12 protein-coding genes and 3 pseudogenes are annotated in these 15,445 nt (G+C 72.2%); 2 read left to right on the top strand and 13 right to left on the bottom strand.

Going from position 1 to position 15,445, the window contains the following annotated elements:
- Window positions 1–73: 73 nt before the first annotated feature.
- The 8 genes and pseudogenes from BJF83_RS17140 to BJF83_RS29465 form a co-directional block, all read right to left on the bottom strand.
- Window positions 74–1,407: pseudogene (locus BJF83_RS17140) on the bottom strand (MFS transporter).
- A complete protein-coding gene (locus BJF83_RS17135; protein WP_075927157.1) occupies window positions 1,404–2,306 on the bottom strand; it encodes an oxygenase MpaB family protein in 903 nt (300 codons plus the stop codon). The pseudogene BJF83_RS17140 and the gene BJF83_RS17135 overlap by 4 nt, the downstream one beginning before the upstream one ends.
- 171 nt (window positions 2,307–2,477) lie before the next feature.
- Window positions 2,478–2,738: a hypothetical protein gene (locus tag BJF83_RS17130; protein WP_394329349.1), complete on the bottom strand. Its 261-nt coding sequence runs from the start codon at window positions 2,736–2,738 to the stop codon at window positions 2,478–2,480.
- Between the two features lie 352 nt (window positions 2,739–3,090).
- Entirely contained in the window at window positions 3,091–3,675 is a 585-nt protein-coding gene (locus BJF83_RS17125) for an ATP/GTP-binding protein (RefSeq protein WP_075927084.1), read from the bottom strand.
- Window positions 3,656–4,099 carry a DUF742 domain-containing protein gene (locus BJF83_RS17120; RefSeq protein WP_075927083.1) on the bottom strand — a complete coding sequence of 148 codons (444 nt, stop codon included), beginning with the start codon at window positions 4,097–4,099 and terminating at the stop codon, window positions 3,656–3,658. The genes BJF83_RS17125 and BJF83_RS17120 overlap by 20 nt, the downstream gene beginning before the upstream one ends.
- A gap of 9 nt (window positions 4,100–4,108) precedes the next feature.
- Window positions 4,109–4,558, bottom strand: coding sequence for a roadblock/LC7 domain-containing protein (locus BJF83_RS17115; protein WP_075927082.1), 450 nt, complete (start codon window positions 4,556–4,558; stop codon window positions 4,109–4,111).
- A 56-nt stretch (window positions 4,559–4,614) separates the two neighbouring features.
- On the bottom strand, window positions 4,615–6,693 hold the full coding sequence (locus BJF83_RS17110; RefSeq protein ID WP_262391635.1) for an ATP-binding protein: 2,079 nt from the start codon (window positions 6,691–6,693) through the stop codon (window positions 4,615–4,617).
- Window positions 6,694–6,788: 95 nt separating this feature from the next.
- Window positions 6,789–7,049 (bottom strand): annotated as a pseudogene (locus BJF83_RS29465) (nitrate- and nitrite sensing domain-containing protein); the annotation flags it as partial.
- A 739-nt stretch (window positions 7,050–7,788) separates the two neighbouring features.
- Between BJF83_RS29465 and BJF83_RS17105 the strand changes: the two are divergent.
- Window positions 7,789–8,928 carry an RDD family protein gene (locus BJF83_RS17105; protein WP_075927081.1) on the top strand — a complete coding sequence of 380 codons (1,140 nt, stop codon included), beginning with the start codon at window positions 7,789–7,791 and terminating at the stop codon, window positions 8,926–8,928.
- Here BJF83_RS17105 and BJF83_RS17100 read toward each other — a convergent pair.
- From BJF83_RS17100 to BJF83_RS17085, 4 genes and pseudogenes are all read right to left on the bottom strand, one after another.
- Window positions 8,891–9,286, bottom strand: coding sequence for a DUF3592 domain-containing protein (locus BJF83_RS17100; protein WP_075927080.1), 396 nt, complete (start codon window positions 9,284–9,286; stop codon window positions 8,891–8,893). The genes BJF83_RS17105 and BJF83_RS17100 overlap by 38 nt on opposite strands.
- Window positions 9,287–9,316: 30 nt before the next feature.
- A complete protein-coding gene (locus BJF83_RS17095; RefSeq protein WP_143831942.1) occupies window positions 9,317–9,961 on the bottom strand; it encodes a TetR/AcrR family transcriptional regulator in 645 nt (214 codons plus the stop codon).
- A 37-nt stretch (window positions 9,962–9,998) separates the two neighbouring features.
- A pseudogene (locus BJF83_RS17090) lies at window positions 9,999–12,040 on the bottom strand (YhgE/Pip family protein).
- Between the two features lie 58 nt (window positions 12,041–12,098).
- Window positions 12,099–12,887 (bottom strand): ATP-binding cassette domain-containing protein, encoded by a 789-nt coding sequence (locus tag BJF83_RS17085; protein WP_075927078.1) that lies wholly within the window; start codon window positions 12,885–12,887, stop codon window positions 12,099–12,101.
- A gap of 242 nt (window positions 12,888–13,129) precedes the next feature.
- On the opposite strand from BJF83_RS17085, the gene BJF83_RS17080 reads away from it, so the two are divergent.
- Window positions 13,130–13,903 (top strand): endonuclease V, encoded by a 774-nt coding sequence (locus BJF83_RS17080; protein WP_075927077.1) that lies wholly within the window; start codon window positions 13,130–13,132, stop codon window positions 13,901–13,903.
- Between the two features lie 44 nt (window positions 13,904–13,947).
- Here BJF83_RS17080 and BJF83_RS17075 read toward each other — a convergent pair whose 3' ends face one another.
- The gene (locus BJF83_RS17075; protein ID WP_075927076.1) at window positions 13,948–15,387 is read right to left on the bottom strand and encodes a GuaB1 family IMP dehydrogenase-related protein; all 1,440 of its coding nucleotides are present in this window, start codon (window positions 15,385–15,387) and stop codon (window positions 13,948–13,950) included.
- Window positions 15,388–15,445: the final 58 nt, after the last annotated feature.

The following is a 15,445-nucleotide window of genomic DNA, read 5'->3' as shown; positions in this document are numbered from 1 at the left end:
CACCCCCTGGATCCCGTCCCGCGGTCCCGTGGGGTCCCGGGAGCCCGCACGGCGGGCGGACACCCGGGACCGGTCACACGGCCGCGCCGTCGGACGGGCTCTCCAGGACGGCGGTCAGCCGGTAGCAGGCCAACGGGACCAGGCACGAGAGCATCACCACGCGGGCACGAGCGTGCTGCCGACGAGCATGCCGCGCAGCGCCGCCTCGCTCTGCGGCACGACCTCGTCCGCGCCCGACTCCACGTACCCGCTCACCGCGAGGGACAACGACAGCAAGCCCGTGCCCACCGACTGAGCCACCGCCTCGCCGGACGTCCAGAGCCCCGCGAGGACACCGCCCTGCCGCCGCCCCGCCTCGTCCCCGCTGGCCAGGCAGTCCGCCAGCATCGACGCCGGCAGCAGGGTGGTCCCCGACAGTCCGACCCCGACCACCACGGACGACAGGACCGCTCCCGGCACTCCCCAGACCGGGATCAGCAGGAGCCCGAGCCCTCCGAGCGCGAACACCGCGGCCGAGCACCCGGCGGCGCCCCGCTTGTCGATCCGCACCGAGAGCCGCTTCCACAACGGGGCCGAGGCCATCAGCGGCACGAGCACGCACACCATGAGGATGCTGGTGTACGCCGGTTCGCCCATGACGTTGGCGGTCACGTAGGGCACACCCGCCACCATCGTCCCGCCCGCGACCGACATGAGCAGGAAGGCGGGGAACAGCACCCGGAAGTGCCGGTGCCCGAGCGCGACCCGGAGTTGGGGCAGGATCCCCTCGGAGCGGTGGACGTAGGCCGGTCTCGGCGCGCGGCGGGTGCCCACGACGGCACTGAGCATGGACGCCAGGAGCAGTGCGCCCATCACCGCGCCCATGGCCCGGTACCCCGTGGCGTCGTCGTCGAAGGACGACTGGATGACCGGCGCGGCCGCCCCGCCGAGCAGCAGCGCGAGCCCCACGAAGGCGGTCCGCCACGCGTTGTACGTGGACCGCTCGTGGTAGTCGTCGGTGATCTCCCCCGGCATCGCGGTGTACGGAACCTGGAACATCGACGCGGCCAGGGCGGCCGCGACGAAGAGCAGCGCCACATAGACCGCCGCGGTGTCGCCCTGGAGCGGAGGGCCCGCGAAGACGGCCGCGAACAGGACCGGCAGGGTCAGCGCACCGGCGAGCATCCAGGGGCGGCGGGGTCCCCAGGAGGATCGAGTCCGATCTGACCAGATGCCGATATACGGACTGACCAGAAGGTCCACCAGCTTGGGGAGGAGGACCACGGCCCCCGCCAGCGCGGGGCTCACCGCGAGGGAGTCGGTCAGGTAGATCAGCAGCAGCAGGCCCGGCACGGTGTTGAACACGCTGGTGGCCACGGCGCCGCTGCCGTACCAGAGGTGTACCGACCTGGGCGGGCCGAGGGTCACGTCGGACCGTTCGACGGAGCCTCGACGTGGGCCACCGGGTCGACGTCGTGTGCCACCGGGCAGCCGGCGGGGAACGTGCCGATCCGGTTGACGTCGTACCCCCCGGGGTAGCTGCGCACGTTCGGGTTGTCGTCGGCCCACAGCGGTTGCTGGCGCGGCCTCATCCGGCGCACCACCCTGGCACGCAGCTTCAACGCGATGTCCGACGCCAGGCGCCAGGCACGGCTCGGCGGGTCGTAGCGGAAGGTGCGGATGAGCGAGTCGTCGAGGATCGCCATGGAGAACTTGCGCGCCAGGCCGGCCACGCGCGGCGAATAGAACGTGACCATCAGGTCGAGGGTGGCGTCGGAGACCGCCCGGCCGCCCTCGGTGTAGGCGAAGTGCTCGTCCTCGTAGGCGTCCAGGAGCGCGCGGAACTCCTCGTAGGTCTCGGGGATGTCCTTGATCCCCATGTGTCGGCCGAGCTTGCGGTAGTAGTTCGTGATCGCGGCGACCTCGTGGTCGGACAGGCTCCGCCAGCCGTAGCCGTAGTCGCTGATCCAGCGCACCGGCATGACGACGAACGTGCTGAGGACGTAGCGGTAGTCGTCGTCGCTGATGTCGTAGGAGCGGTGCATCTGGTTCATCCGGCGCAGCGCGTCGCGTCCCTTCCCGGGCTCGAACCCGTGCCGCATGATGTTGCCCAGGATCAGGGCGGTGTCGTCGTACCGCTTCTGGGTCTGACCGGTGAACTCGTCGGTCTTCCCCAGCAGTGCGCCGATGCTGGGCACGGCGTAGGTGCGGTAGAGGGCGATGCCCAGTGCCCGGCCCATGTCCCAGGGGAACTCCTGGGAGGTGAGGATCTGGACGATCCTGACACAGTCCTCCTCAGAATCCAGGAGGTGGATCTCGTCGCGCAGGTCAAGCGCTTCATGGCATTCCTTCGTAGGGGGTGGTGTGGGGGTGGGGGAGACGGCGCCGCGGCGGGCATCGCGGGAACGCCGGGGCCCGGTCGGGTGGGGACGCGACCGGGCTCGGTGACGGGAGGTGCGCGGGAGCACGGCTGGGACATAGCCGGGGACGGGCTCCGCTCAGCGTTCGGACGGCTCCGCGGGCTGGGGGGCGGTGGGCTCGGACCGCGGGACGGGTGCTTGGAGCTCGGCGGCGGGCGCGATCGCCTGACCGGGCGCGGGCACGTGTGCCCCCGTGCCGGGAACCTCCACCGTGGCCAGGCCGTGCGGGACCGGGCAGCCCTTGGGGAAGGTACCGATCCGGTTGGGGTCGTAGCCGTCCGGGTAGCTGCGGATGTTCGGGCTCTGCCTGGCCAGCCGGGGCTCCTCGCGCGGTGCCATGAGCCGAACGGCCCTGGCCCGCAGCCGGGGCACGGTGCGGGCGAGCAGGCGCCAGGAGCGGGAGGCTCGGGGTGGGCGAAGGCCCGGACGAGGCGGTCGTCCAGGATGGTGACGATCCGCTCGCAGTCCGCCTCCGCGTCCAACGCGTAGATCCGATCGCGCCACTCGAACCGCTTCATGGTCTTCTCCAGTCGCCTCGGTGCGGGCCCGAGCGCGCCGGGGCAGGGGTCCGCGGATGTGCGGCACACGCGTCCACGCGGTGCTCCACGGCCCGAACTTTACCTGTTAGCGCCATTTGTAAACGTGTGTGCTCCCCTCCGATCCGTTGCGGTCGACGGGGGCCCGGCCGCGCTCAGGCGGCCATGCGCTCGGCCACCTGGTTCACCAGCGTGAGCAGGACCCGCTTGGAGGACTCGCGGCTTCGTGCGTCGCTCAGCACCACCGGGATCGCGGGATCCAGGCTGAGCGCGTCGCGCACCTCGTGCACCTCGTACCGGTCGGCCCCCTCGAAGCAGTTCACCGCCACCACGAACGGCACACCGCGCCGTTCGAAGAAGTCCACGGCCGCGAAGCACGTCTCCAGGCGGCGGGTGTCGGCGATGACGATGGCCCCCAGCGCTCCCTCGGACAGCTCCTCCCACATGAACCAGAACCGCTCCTGGCCCGGGGTGCCGAACAGGTACAGCACGAGGCTGGGGCTGATGGTGATGCGCCCGAAGTCCAGCGCCACGGTGGTGGTCGACTTGGCCTCGACCCCCGACAGGTCGTCGACCCCGTAGCTGGCCTCGGTCATCACCTCCTCGGTGCGCAGCGGGGCGATCTCGCTCACCGAGCCGACCAGCGTGGTCTTCCCGGCCCCGAAGCCGCCCGCCACGAGGATCTTCAGCGCCGACGGGACGGGCGCGTGGTCGTCGTTCTCAGAGTCTCTGGATGCCATCGAGTACCGCCTGGAGTACGTCCCGGCTCACCGGGCTCTTCGCTGTGTAGGGGGCGCGGGCCAGGGCGAGGCCGCGGTTGAGGAGGTCGCTGAGCAGGACCTTGACGACGGCGACCGGGATGTCCAGGTGTGCGGACACCTCGGCCACCGACTGGGGACGGCGGCACAGGTCCAGGATGCGGAGCTGTTCCGGTTCCAGCGCCATCTCGTCCACCTCGGCACGCTTGGCGGCGATCACGACGCTGATCATGTCCAGCCGCACGGTGTCCGCGTGGTCGCGGCCCTGCGCGATCACGTACGGACGGACGAGGGGACCGGCCTCCTGGGGGCCGCCGGCCGCGGAGCCGCCGGAACCGAAGCCGCCGTCGCGGTGCGGGAGGCCGTTCGGCGTCCCGCCGGGATCGTGCTCGTTGTGCGCTTGCATAACCGTCCCCTATCGCGTGGCTTCCCCGGCCGCGCCCTCGTTCCTGGGGGCGGCGTTCAGGTATCGGCCCACCTGGTCGACCAGTACGTTCATCTCGTAGGCGATGAGCCCGACGTCCGCGCTCTCCTCGGCGAGCACCGCCAGGCAGGCGCCGCGCCCGGCGCCCGTGACGAACAGGTAGGCGCTCTCCATCTCCACGACGGTCTGGAGGACCTCGCCGCCGCCGAAGTGACGGCCGGTGCCCCGGGCCAGGCTCTGGAACGCGGACGCCACCGCGGAGAGGTGCTCGGCGTCCTCCTTGACCAGGTCGCGCGAGCGGCCGATGAGCAGTCCGTCGGCCGACAGCACGATCGCGTGCCGCGACCCGACCGCGCGGTCGAGCAGCTCGTCCAGGAGCCAGTCGATGTCCATCTTGCCCGCGCCGTTGCCGATGTCGGCGCTGTCAGGGGTGCTCGTCACGTTAGGCGTCCTTGTCGGTGTCGTGGATCTGCTGCTTGCCTTCGCGCCGTCCGCGATCAGTCCCCTTCTGGAACGCGGACATGTTCCGGCGCAGGCGTGCGAGCCGCTCCGCGCCGTCGGAGGAACCGCCCACGGCCGCGCCGTCGGTGCCGCCGAGCCCCGCGGCGGGTCCGGTTCCCCCGTCGGAGGGGTCGGCCGCCAGCTGCGGCGCCAGGTTCTCCTGCGGACGCGCTTGGGGAGCGGCGGTCGGCCGTCTCCGGCCTCGACGACGGTGGCGGAAGCGCCGCCGGGCGCGCGCACGGGCAGGGCGGGGCGCGCGTCCGCGGCGGAGGACGGGGCGGGGCCGTCGCGGGCTCGCCGTCGTCCGGGTCGCAGCGGAGGGGCCGGGACGGGAGGGGGACGTCGCCGTTCGCGCCCAGGAGGTCCGCACCCGCACCGGTGGCGTCCGTGACGACGGCGGCGCCGACGCCCTCCGGGCGCGCGTCGGCGTCGGCGGGGGCGTCCGTCCCCTCCTCCGGGGCCTCGTCGCCTGGGTCGGGCGCGGCGGCCAGGGCGGCGCCGGAGCGGGGGGCCCTCCCCTCGTCTGCGGTCGCGTCCTCGGGGGGCCCGTCGGACGGAGGGGCCGCCACCGGGGTCAGCATCGGCCTGGCGCCGTCGCCGGAGGGGCGCTCGGTGATCGCGCGGACCTCCCAGATGTCCTCCTCCTCGGGAGCCGGGGACTCCGCACGGTCACCGGAGATCAGGTCGTGCGGCAGCAGCACGATCGCCTGCACGCCACCGTAGGGGGAGGAGCGCAGGTGCACCCGGATTCCGTGGCGGTGCGCCAGGTGGGACACCACGAACAGGCCCAGGCGCATCTTCTCGTTGAGCCGCATGACGTCGAACTCGGGCGGGTCCGACAGCAGCGCGTTGGCCGCGGTGAGCTCGCCGTCCGTCATGCCCAGACCGCGGTCCTCGATCTCGATCGTCACGCCGTTGGGCACGTCCTCGCTGCTCAGCCGCACGTGCGTGTGGGGCGGCGAGAACATCGCGGCATTGTCGACGAGCTCGGCGACCAGGTGGATGACGTCCGCGACGGCCGGGCCGTTCAGGTGGACACGGGCGATGCGCTCACGCTTGACGCGGGTGTAGTCGCCGGACTCGGAGATGGCGCCGCGCAGGACGTCGATCAGCGGCATCGGGCGGTGCCAGGTCCGGCCGGGCGCCTCCCCGCCGAGGATGAGCAGGTTCTCCGCGTTGCGGCGGGAACGGGTGGCCAGGTGGTCGAGCTTGAACAACTGCTCCAGCTGCTCAGGGTCCTCCTGCTCGCGCTCCATCTTGTCCAGCAGGCGCAGCTGCCGGTGGACGAGCGTCTGGCTCCGGTGGGCGATGTTGAGGAACACCCGGTTGACGCCGTGGCGCAGTTCGGTCTGCTGGACGGCCTCGTCGACGGCGGCGCGCTGGGCGGTGTTGAACGCCCTGGCGACGTCACCGATCTCGTCGTCGGCGGTGGACAGCTCCGGCATGGCCGTCCTGGTGTCGACGCGCTCCCCCTCGTGCAGGCGGCGCATGAGGTCGGGGAGCCGCTTCTCCGCCAGGTCGATGGAGTCGTCGCGCAGCCGGAGCAGCTGGTCGGTGAGATCCCGGGAGGACCTGCGCGCCAGGACGAACGCGGAGGCGAGCACGGCGGCGGAGCCGAGGCTGGCGGTCACGGCCCAGAACACCCGGGACCAGGCGTAGTCGCTCGTGACGTTCGCCGAGTTCAGTGCCTCGTTCTCGCCGAGGTCGGTCAGCTCCGACAGGGTGTGGCCGTAGGCCGCTGCCCACTCCTGCTCGTCGACGGGCATCGTCAGGTCCTGGACGGTCTCCTCCTGGCCCGTGGCCGGGTCGAAGACGGACTCCGTGGGGATCTGCCGGTGGATGATCTCCTGCTGCATGTCCAGCAAGGCCGTGTATTCGGGGCTGGCCGTGAGGGCCTCGTAGCGTTCCAGCTGTCCGGGGCCCTCCAGGTAGTGGGCGTTGGCCTCCAGGAGGTTCTGGTAGGCGCCGACCAGTTCGGTGAACACGTGCTGGTCCTCGTGGGTGAGTTCCCCGGTGGCGAAGGCGCGCTGGAGCTGGGCGTCGGTCCGCGCGAAGGCGTCGACGGTGCGGAACATGTAGACGGCGGTGAAGCCCGAACTCGTGGACGGGCCGCTGTTGCCGCTCCGCCCCTGCGCGTCGAAGACGTCGCGCCCGCCAACATCAGGGAGTCGTAGTAGTTCAGGACCGCGTCGCGGGTCGCGGTCCCGGAGTCGACGGCGTCGCGGATCTGGCCGATGTCGCCGTACTGGTCGTAGAGTTCCTCGATCCGGTCGGCGGAACGCCCCGCGGCGATGTCGACGAAGCCGATGAGGTCGTCGATGACCACGCCGAGCGTGGCGTCGGACTCCTCGCGCGCCTGCGCCATCGCCTCCCCCAGGGCGGCGTCGTCGGGGCGTTCGATGTAGGCGATGGTCGCCGACCGCTCGTCCATCACCCGCACCAGGCCGACTGCGGCGGGGGTCACCATCTCGTGGGTCGCTTTGGACCGCAGGATCAGGAACAAGGCCTCCCAGGCCAGGACGAACGTGATGATCAGCCAGAGCGCGAGCAGCGCGGCGGTGGGGATCATGACCATGGAGCGGATGCGTGCGGCGATGGTCCGCCGGCGTCGCTGCTGTACTGCTTGCACGGTTCTCCTGTCGCTCCGCGTCGAAGTCGTCTCGGTGCGGTGCCGGGGGTCGGCCCGCCTCCGGGCGCGAGGGGTGGCAGCGTGGGGCGTCGCGCGCGAGGCCCACCGCTCCGCTGGTCGCGTCCGGTGGCCGGGGCGCCGCGGGACTGACCGCAGAGTAACCACATTCGCGCCGTTTTGGCGTTGGGGATGTTATCTCGGACCGGCCTGTTCAGCGGATCCGGGTCGCTCTGCGCGGGGGGTCTTCGGGGGTGGGGCGCACTCGTCAACTGCTCACACGCGCGGTATCGCTGGTCTGAGGGCGGGGTGGTGGGACAAAGGTCACTAAGGGCGAGGGGATGTTCTCCCCGTGCCAAGTGGTCGTCTTCGGCGCTATTGGACGGTACCAGGACAAAGGTGCGTTCTGGTTCCGCGCTTTGCCGGAGCGTACTAGCGTTGCGCCCCGGAGTGAAGGGCCCAGGTCGCGTTCCCCCCGAGGCGACCCTCGAAGGCCGCCGTTCCGGCGGCGTCGGGCCCCGCGCGCGCAGGCGAGGAGACGTGCATGGTGCAGCCGCACGGTGGGGGACAGCCCGCGGTCGACGTGGCCGTCGTGGCTGTACCGCTGCTGGTCGTGACGGGGGTTGCGCTCGCCCTGGGTGACCAGCACCGGCGCTACGGTCTGGTACGCGGTTGGAGCGGACGGCTCACGATGGCGTTCCTGCTCAGCTGCGTCGGCGTGGTCGCCTACGCCGTCTGGCCGCTGCCCGCGCTCGTCGACGGGCTGTGCTCCCCGTCAGCCGGAAGCGCGCCGCCCGGACCCGATGACCGGCCCCACCCCGCGCACGCGCCCCGTGAACTGCTCCTGGGCTGTGCCGTCCTCATCCCCGTGGGGTTCTTGGCCCGTGACCGCTTCCGCCGTGGGCTCGGGACCACGCTCGCCCTCGGCGTCGCACTGGCCACGGCGGCGAGTGCGGTGCGCGCGACCGGGCTGCTGGGCGTCTACCCGTGCGCGTACGCCACGACGTCTCCGCTGGTGGTGGGGCTCGGTGTGGTCGGAGTCCTCCTTGGATGGGCGGTGGCGCGCTGGCTCTCGCTGCCGCGGCCGGGCGGCTTGGCTCGGGGCTGGCCCTCGGCCGTGGCCGACCGCGCGGCGCCCGAACCCTCCCGCCGGGCGCTCGCCTGCGCGCTCGACCTCGGACTGTGGTGGTACGGGGCGGCCACCCTCGCGGCTCTCGCGCGGCTGTTCGGCCTGGTCGCCCCGGCGGAGGGCGAGACCGTACGGACGCTCGCCCTGCTCGGGACGGCGGTCGTGCTCGGTCTGGTCGTCCCCCTGCTCCGGCGCGACCGGTGCACCCCAGCGGCGGCGCTCCTGCGCCTGGCGCTGTCCGAACGGGAACCCACGGAACCCGCGGCGCGACGGCGCGTCCTGTCGCGCGCCCTGCTGCTCCACGCCCCGGTCGTCGCGCTCGTCGCGCTCGGGTGGCCCTGGTTCGCCTGTGCCGTGGCCGTCCTGCACGTCAGCACGGCCCTCGTCCGCAAGGACCGGGCCGGCCTGGCCGACCTGGTGTGCGGGGTCCGCGTGCGCACCCGTTCCACCCTGCACGGCGGGCTGCCCGACCGCCTGGTCCGCTACCGTCCGCCGCTTCCGGAGCCCGGGGAGGACGTCACGTCCACGCCAGGTAGCCCAGGAGCAGGCCGCTGAGCACCAGCACCGTCCCCATCGCGCCGAACAGGCCGCGCACCCAGCGGCTCAGCCACGGCGCGGAGATGATCCGGGCCAGCTCAGGGGTGTCTGGGTCGTAGGAGACGGTCACGATCTCCCCTGCGCGCGAGGCCGTCCACCCGGTGTTCTCGTGCTCGGCGTGCACCTCCACCCCGTCCTCGGTGCGGAACTGCACGATCATCCGTGAGGAGGAGGAGGTCTCGTTGTAGCCGATCACCCGCCCCTTGGCGCGCACGCCGTGGCGTCGCAGACGCAGGTCCACACGTGCGTCCCTGGTCACCAGCCAGAGCGCGATCACCCCCGCCGTGAGCGGGAGCAGGGGATACAGGTCGGCCATCGCGGAGCCCTCTCGTCTACTGCGTCGGCGTCATCCCATCGGCGGACGCGAGGGGGCGATCAGCCCCTCCGCCACGTGCGCCAGGGTGGTGTGGATGTCCTCGATCGGCCGGTCCGGCTGGAGCGTCCGCCAGTCGAGGGCCACGGACACCACCATGCCGAACAGCGCCGATCCCGCAAGTGAGGTGTCCAGGTCCGGGCGGGCCAGCCCCTCCCGCACGAGGTCGTCGAGGACGTCGGTGATCACGCCGATGGCCTTCGTGCGGATCTGCCGGACCGTCGTGTACCAGGAACGGTTGGTGCGCCAGGCCTCGGCCATGAGCAGGCGAGCGAGCGCCTCGTGCGTCCCGATGAAGACGACGCCGGCGCGCAGCACCTCGGTGAGCGCCTCCCGGGGTCCGGCGCTCCGGCCGGGGGCAGGCACTGCGTTCCTCAGCGTGTCGGCCAGCCGCGTCACCCCCCACTCCATGAGCGCCGTGTACAGCTCGCTCTTGCCGCCGAAGTTGTAGTACACGGTGCCCTTGGCGACCCCGGCGCGCTCGGCGATCGCGTCGACCGTCGTCGCCTCGTACCCCTGCTCGGAGATCAGGGCGATCGCGGCCTCGAACAGGCGCAGCCGGGTGGCCTCGCGCCGCCCGCTCCGGGGGCTCCCGCCTCTGGGTGTGCTCACGCTCATCCGATCCATTCTGCCCCGGGCCGGGGCGTGCCCGCCATCAGAGCTTCAACGCGGGGTAGAGGGAGTTCATCGTCCAGACCCGCTTGCGCGCGACCGTCAGCCAGGTCAGCAGCAGCGGGACGACCAGCCACAGCGCCATCACCCCGAAGGCCGACCAGACGATGGACATGTCGCCGCCGCCCAGCAACTGGCGCATCGCGGTCACCGCCCAGTGCAGCGGGAGGAAGGGGCCGACCGCCTGGAAGAAGCGCGGGCTGGTCTCGATCGGGTAGGTGCCGCCCGCCGAGGTCAGCTGGAGCACCAGCAGCACCAGGGCGACCACGCGTCCGGCCGCGTTGAAACGCACGTTCAGGTACTGCACGGTCGCGGTGAACGCGGCGGAGGTGAGCAGTAGGAACGCGAGCAGCAGGGGCCAGTGGAGCGCGTCCAGACCGAGGAACCGGTGCAGGACGGCGAGCATGATCAGCACCTGCCCGAAACCGAGCAGCAGCGGCACGACGCGCCCGGCGAACGCCACCCGCCACGACGCGGCCGAGGAGGCCAGCGCGCGCGACGACAGCGCGGGCAGCACCATGAACACCATCATCGAGCCCACCCACAGGGACAGCGGCACGAAGAACGGGGCGAATCCGGTCCCGTAGTTGGGCGCCTCGTTCTCGATCTCGCTGTCGAGCCGCACGGGCCGGCTCATCACCTCGGACGCGGTGGCGCGCCCCTCGTCGGAGTAGGAGGGGATCTCCTGGGCCCCCTCGGCCAGGCCGCCGGCCAGCTCGTCCGATCCGGTGGCGAGTTCGCCCAGGCCCGCGTGCAGGTCGCCCGCGCCGCCGCTCAACGCGCCCAGGCCCTGGTCCAGGTCGCTCGCGCCGCCCGAGGCCACGGCCAGGCCGTCGCGGAGCTCCGCCGCGCCCGCGGCCAGGGACGCCAGCCCCTCGTCCAGGGCGTTCACGTCGTCGCGGGCCGCCTCGGCCTGGTCCACGTACCCGGGCAGGTCCTCGGAGACGCTCTCCGCCAGCGCGGCCAGGTCGGCGGCCTCCCGTGCGGTGGCGTCGATCTCCTCCCGGTGGTCGTTGACGTAGGAGGCCGTGGACAGGGCGGTGTCCGTCACTCCCTGGACCTCGGTGAGGATGCCGTACAGGTCCGGCTGCTCGGTCTCCAGTTCCGGGTGCTGTTCCATCCAGGCGTCCAGGCGCTGGTCGCCGACGAGATCCTGGTGGTGTCGACCTGCTGCGGCAGCGCGTCCAGGGCCGTCGCCAGCCCGTCGGCGACCGTGGCGATCCGCGACGCGCGGTCCTGGATGGTCGGGATGTCCTCCTCAAGCCGCGGGAGGGACTCGTCGGCCAGTTCGTTGAGCCGGTCCGTCTTGGCGGAGACCCCCTCGGAGGCGGTGCCGGCGCCCGCGGCCAGCGTCCGCGAGCCGGCGTAGAGCTCGTCCAGGCCACTGCTCAGGTCCCCGGCCCCGGTGTGCGCGGTGTCGATGCCGTCTGAGAGCTCGCCCGAGCCCTCCTCGGCGTCACCCGCCCCGCCCGCGATCTGTCCCGCTCCGTCGGCGGCCTCCTCCGTCTGGTCGTGGATCTGGTTGAAACCGAGGAAGATCTCGTCCAGGTAGTCGCTGATCGTGGAGCTCGCGACCGCGTCGCGCACCTCCTTGAAGGCACTGCTGCACAGTTGGCGGACGATGAAGTTGTTGGAGTCGTTGTAGTCGGCCCGCAGCATCGCCGGGACGGGCTCCTCGCGGTCCCGGGAGGGCGAGGTCAGGTTCTCGCTGAAGTCGGCGGGGATGGTGAGGGACACGTAGTAGGTGCCGTCGCTGAGACCGCTGGCCGCCTCCTCCGCGTCGACCGGCCGCCAGTCCAGCTCGCCGCCCTCGATCAGGGTCTCGGTGAGCTCGGCTCCGGCGTCCACGTCCTCGTCGCCGACCCGGACCGGGACGTCCTCGTTGACGAGGGCCACGGGCAGATCGCCCATGCGGCCGAACGGGTCCCAGAACGACCACAGGTACATGCCGGAGTAGAGCAGGGGGATGAGCAGCAGCGCCGCCAGGGCCGCCGTCGGCAGCGGCGACCGCAGGAAGGAGCGCATGGTGAGCAGCCCCAGTCGGGGCACCGCGAACGGGCGCACGCGCGGGGCGCGGGGGAGTCTACGCCTGGTCACGGGGGTCCTCCTCGCCCTCGCCGCGGCCCTCGCCGCGCGCGTCGTCGAACAGTTCGTCGATGTGGACGCCGCCGGGGCCGGTCCGCTCGGGGTCCTGGGCCGCATGGGCGGGCTCCCCCTGGCGGATGGGGATCGGCCCCTGGGTGTCGGAGTCGGCGACGGTGTGCACCTGGTCGGTGTCTGCGCAGGTGGCGATCACCGTGAGCCCCTCGTCCGCCAGGTCCTTGAGCGTGCGCCACATGTGCGCCTGGTGCTCGCCGCTCAGCCCGCCGTCGACGTTGTCGACCGCGAGCAGCCGGGGCTCGGACAGCAGCGCGAGCGCGACGCCGAGACGTCGCCGCTGGAGCATGGTCAGCCCCTTGACCAGTGTGTCGCGGTCGAGGTCCGCGAGGCCGACGGCCGCCATCGACTCGTCGGTGAGTGAGCGCGCGCCGGGCCGCATCCGCAGGAGCATCCCCTCGGAGAGGTGTTCGCGGACGCGAAGGCGGTCGTCGAGGGGGTTGACCTCGTCCATCAGGCCGAGCGCGCTGATCCGCCGCACCTTGCGGGCCTGGCCGGGCAGGGCGTAGCCGTCCACGAACAGGGTCCCCGACGAGGGGCGCATCCGGCCCGTCAGCGTGAGCAGCAGGGAGCTGCGGCCGCCGCCGGAGTCGGCCTGGAAGACGGTGAGTGTCCCGGGGCGCGCGGTGACGTCGACGTTCGTGTAGACGGGGCCCTCGCGCGTGGTGAGCGTGACGCCCTCGGCGTGGACGCGAGCTCCAGTCGCCCGACGCATCCAACCTCCCATTTTTATACTGACTAGTCAGTGCAAATTCCGGCTCCAGCGTACTGCCGCTCCCGGACGGCATGAGCGTCTGGCACTGTGGAGTGCCGCACAACGCGGCGCACGCGGGGCCCGCCCAATCCACGCGGAGAATTGGCCGCGGCCTTGCCCGGTCGGGCCCGACCACCGTCCCGTGGCCCGGGGGCGGTTGGATGGTGGGCGACCGGTGACGGATGTCGTGGAGGGGGACGAGGGTGGCGCAGATCGCCGAACGCGTCAGGCGGGTGTTGGACGATCCCGAGCTGTGGCCGAATGTGCCGAGCGAGGCCACCGCGCTGCAGCGGCGCATGGCCGACCGGGTGCGCGAGGAGCCGCTCGACGCGCGGTCGGTGGAACTGGTCGCGGGCCTGGACGTCAGCTACGCCAAGGACGACTCCGCGCTGTCGGCCGCCGCCGTGGTCCTCGACGCCCGGACTCTGGAGGTCGTCGACTCGGCCGTCATCTCCGCCGAGCCGACGTTCCCCTACGTCTCCGGACTGTTCGCCTTCCGGGAGCTGCCCCCGGTGCTGGAGGCTCTGGGCGCGCTCACCGTCACACCCGACGTCTACCTGTGCGACGGCTTCGGCCTCGCCCACCCGCGGCGGTTCGGCGTCGCCTGCCACCTCGGGGTCCTGCTCGATGTGCCCGTCGTCGGCTCGGCGAAGTCGGTGCTGTACGGCAAGCACGGGGAGCCGGGCGACGAGCGGGGCGCGTGGACGCCGATGGTCGCCGGACGCTCGGAGGTGGTCGAGGACTCGGCGGCGCTCGCGGCCCGGGGAGGCGAGGTGATCGGGCGCGTGCTGCGCACCCGCGAGCGGGTCAAGCCCGTCTACGTGTCCGTGGGCCACCGCGTGGACCTGGACGGCGCGGCCGACCTGGTACTGCGGCTGTCACCGAGGTATCGCGTGCCAGAGCCGGTCCGCCACGCCGACCGGTTGTGCGGCGAGCACCGCAGGGCGACGCTCGCCGCACGCCGGGTCTCCGGCTGACGGCCCGGACTCCGGCCGGGCTCGCGAGGGCGCGGAGGACACTGCTACCAGCTCGTCGGCACCGGACGGCCCTCGTTGTAGCCCGCGGCGCTCTGCACGCCCACGACCGCGCGCTCATGGAACTCGGCGAGCGAGGTGGCACCGGCGTACGTCATCGAGCTGCGCACGCCCGCGACGATCTGGTCGATGAGGTCCTCCACGCTGGGCCGCTCCGGGTCCAGGTACATCCGGCCGGTGGAGATGCCCTCCTCGAAGAGGGCCTTGCGGGCGCGGTCGAACGGGGAGTCGTCGGCGGTGCGCAGCTTGACCGCTCGGGCCGACGCCATGCCGAAGCTCTCCTTGTACTGCCTGCCCTCGGCGTCGCGCATGACGTCGCCGGGCGACTCGTAGGTGCCCGCGAACCACGATCCCACCATGACGTTGGACGCGCCGGCGGCCAGCGCGAGCGCGACGTCGCGCGGGTGCCGCACACCACCGTCCGCCCACACGTGTCTGCCCAGCTCACGGGCGGCCTCCGCGCATTCCAGCACGGCGGAGAACTGCGGGCGTCCGACTGCGGTCATCATGCGGGTCGTGCACATCGCCCCGGGGCCCACTCCGACCTTGACGATGTCGGCGCCCGCCTCGATGAGGTCGCGGGTACCCCGTGCGGTGACGATGTTGCCCGCCACGATCGGCACGGACGGCGAGAGCGCGCGCACCTTGGCGATCGCGGAGACCATCTTCTCCTGGTGGCCGTGCGCGGTGTCGATCACCAGGGTGTCCACACCGGAGGCCAGCAGTTCGGCGGCCTTGCCCGCCACGTCTGCGTTGATCCCCACGGCGGCGGCCACCCGGAGGCGGTCGCGGCCGTCGACGGCGGGCGTGTACAGGGTGGAACGCAACGCGCCGGTCCGGGTCAGCACGCCGACCAGGGCGCCGTCGGCGTCGACCACGGGCGCCAGGCGGTGCCGGTGGTCGTGCAGGATCCCGAACGCCTCCTGGGGCTCGGTGTCCACCGGGACGGTCACCAGTTCGGTGGTCATCACGTCGCGCAACTGCGCGAAGCGGTCGACGCCGGAGCAGTCGGCCTCGGTGACCACGCCGAGCGGTCGGCGGGCGTCGTCGATCACGATCACGGCGTTGTGCGCGCGCTTGGGCAGGAGGTTGAGCGCCTCGCCGACGGTGCTGGCCGGGTTGAGCGTGATGGCGGTGTCGTGGACCAGGTGCCGCTCCTTGGTCCACGCGACCACGTCGGACACCACCTCGATGGGGATGTCCTGCGGGATGACCGCGACGCCGCCGCGCCTGGCGACCGTCTCGGCCATCCGGCGACCGGCGACCGCGGTCATGTTCGCCACGACCAGCGGGATGGTGGTGCCGGTGCCGTCCTGCGACGACAGGTCGACGCTCAGCCGCGATCCCACGGCGCTGCGGGACGGGACCATGAACACGTCGCTGTAGGTCAGGTCCTGCTGCGGGACCTGGTCGTTGAGAAAACGCAATGCCTCTACCTCGGTCGAGACCGAAGGGGGTGGACCACTCCGCTGATGCTCACGGCAG

This window comes from Nocardiopsis sp. CNR-923 (assembly GCF_001942255.1).
GTDB lineage: Bacteria > Actinomycetota > Actinomycetes > Streptosporangiales > Streptosporangiaceae > Nocardiopsis.
The sequence above is the reverse complement of the archived record's forward strand: the minus strand, read 5'-3'. Positions and strand labels throughout refer to the sequence as shown.

Coding starts and splice junctions, on each gene's coding strand:
- BJF83_RS17105 (WP_075927081.1), top strand. CDS start 7,789: ATGGTGCAGCCGCACGGTGGGGGACAGCCCGCGGTCGACGTGGCCGTC.
- BJF83_RS17095 (WP_143831942.1), bottom strand. CDS start 9,961: ATGAGCGTGAGCACACCCAGAGGCGGGAGCCCCCGGAGCGGGCGGCGC.
- BJF83_RS17120 (WP_075927083.1), bottom strand. CDS start 4,099: ATGCAAGCGCACAACGAGCACGATCCCGGCGGGACGCCGAACGGCCTC.
- BJF83_RS17100 (WP_075927080.1), bottom strand. CDS start 9,286: ATGGCCGACCTGTATCCCCTGCTCCCGCTCACGGCGGGGGTGATCGCG.
- BJF83_RS17125 (WP_075927084.1), bottom strand. CDS start 3,675: ATGGCATCCAGAGACTCTGAGAACGACGACCACGCGCCCGTCCCGTCG.
- BJF83_RS17130 (WP_394329349.1), bottom strand. CDS start 2,738: ATGGCACCGCGCGAGGAGCCCCGGCTGGCCAGGCAGAGCCCGAACATC.
- BJF83_RS17110 (WP_262391635.1), bottom strand. CDS start 6,693: ATGTTCCGCACCGTCGACGCCTTCGCGCGGACCGACGCCCAGCTCCAG.
- BJF83_RS17085 (WP_075927078.1), bottom strand. CDS start 12,887: ATGCGTCGGGCGACTGGAGCTCGCGTCCACGCCGAGGGCGTCACGCTC.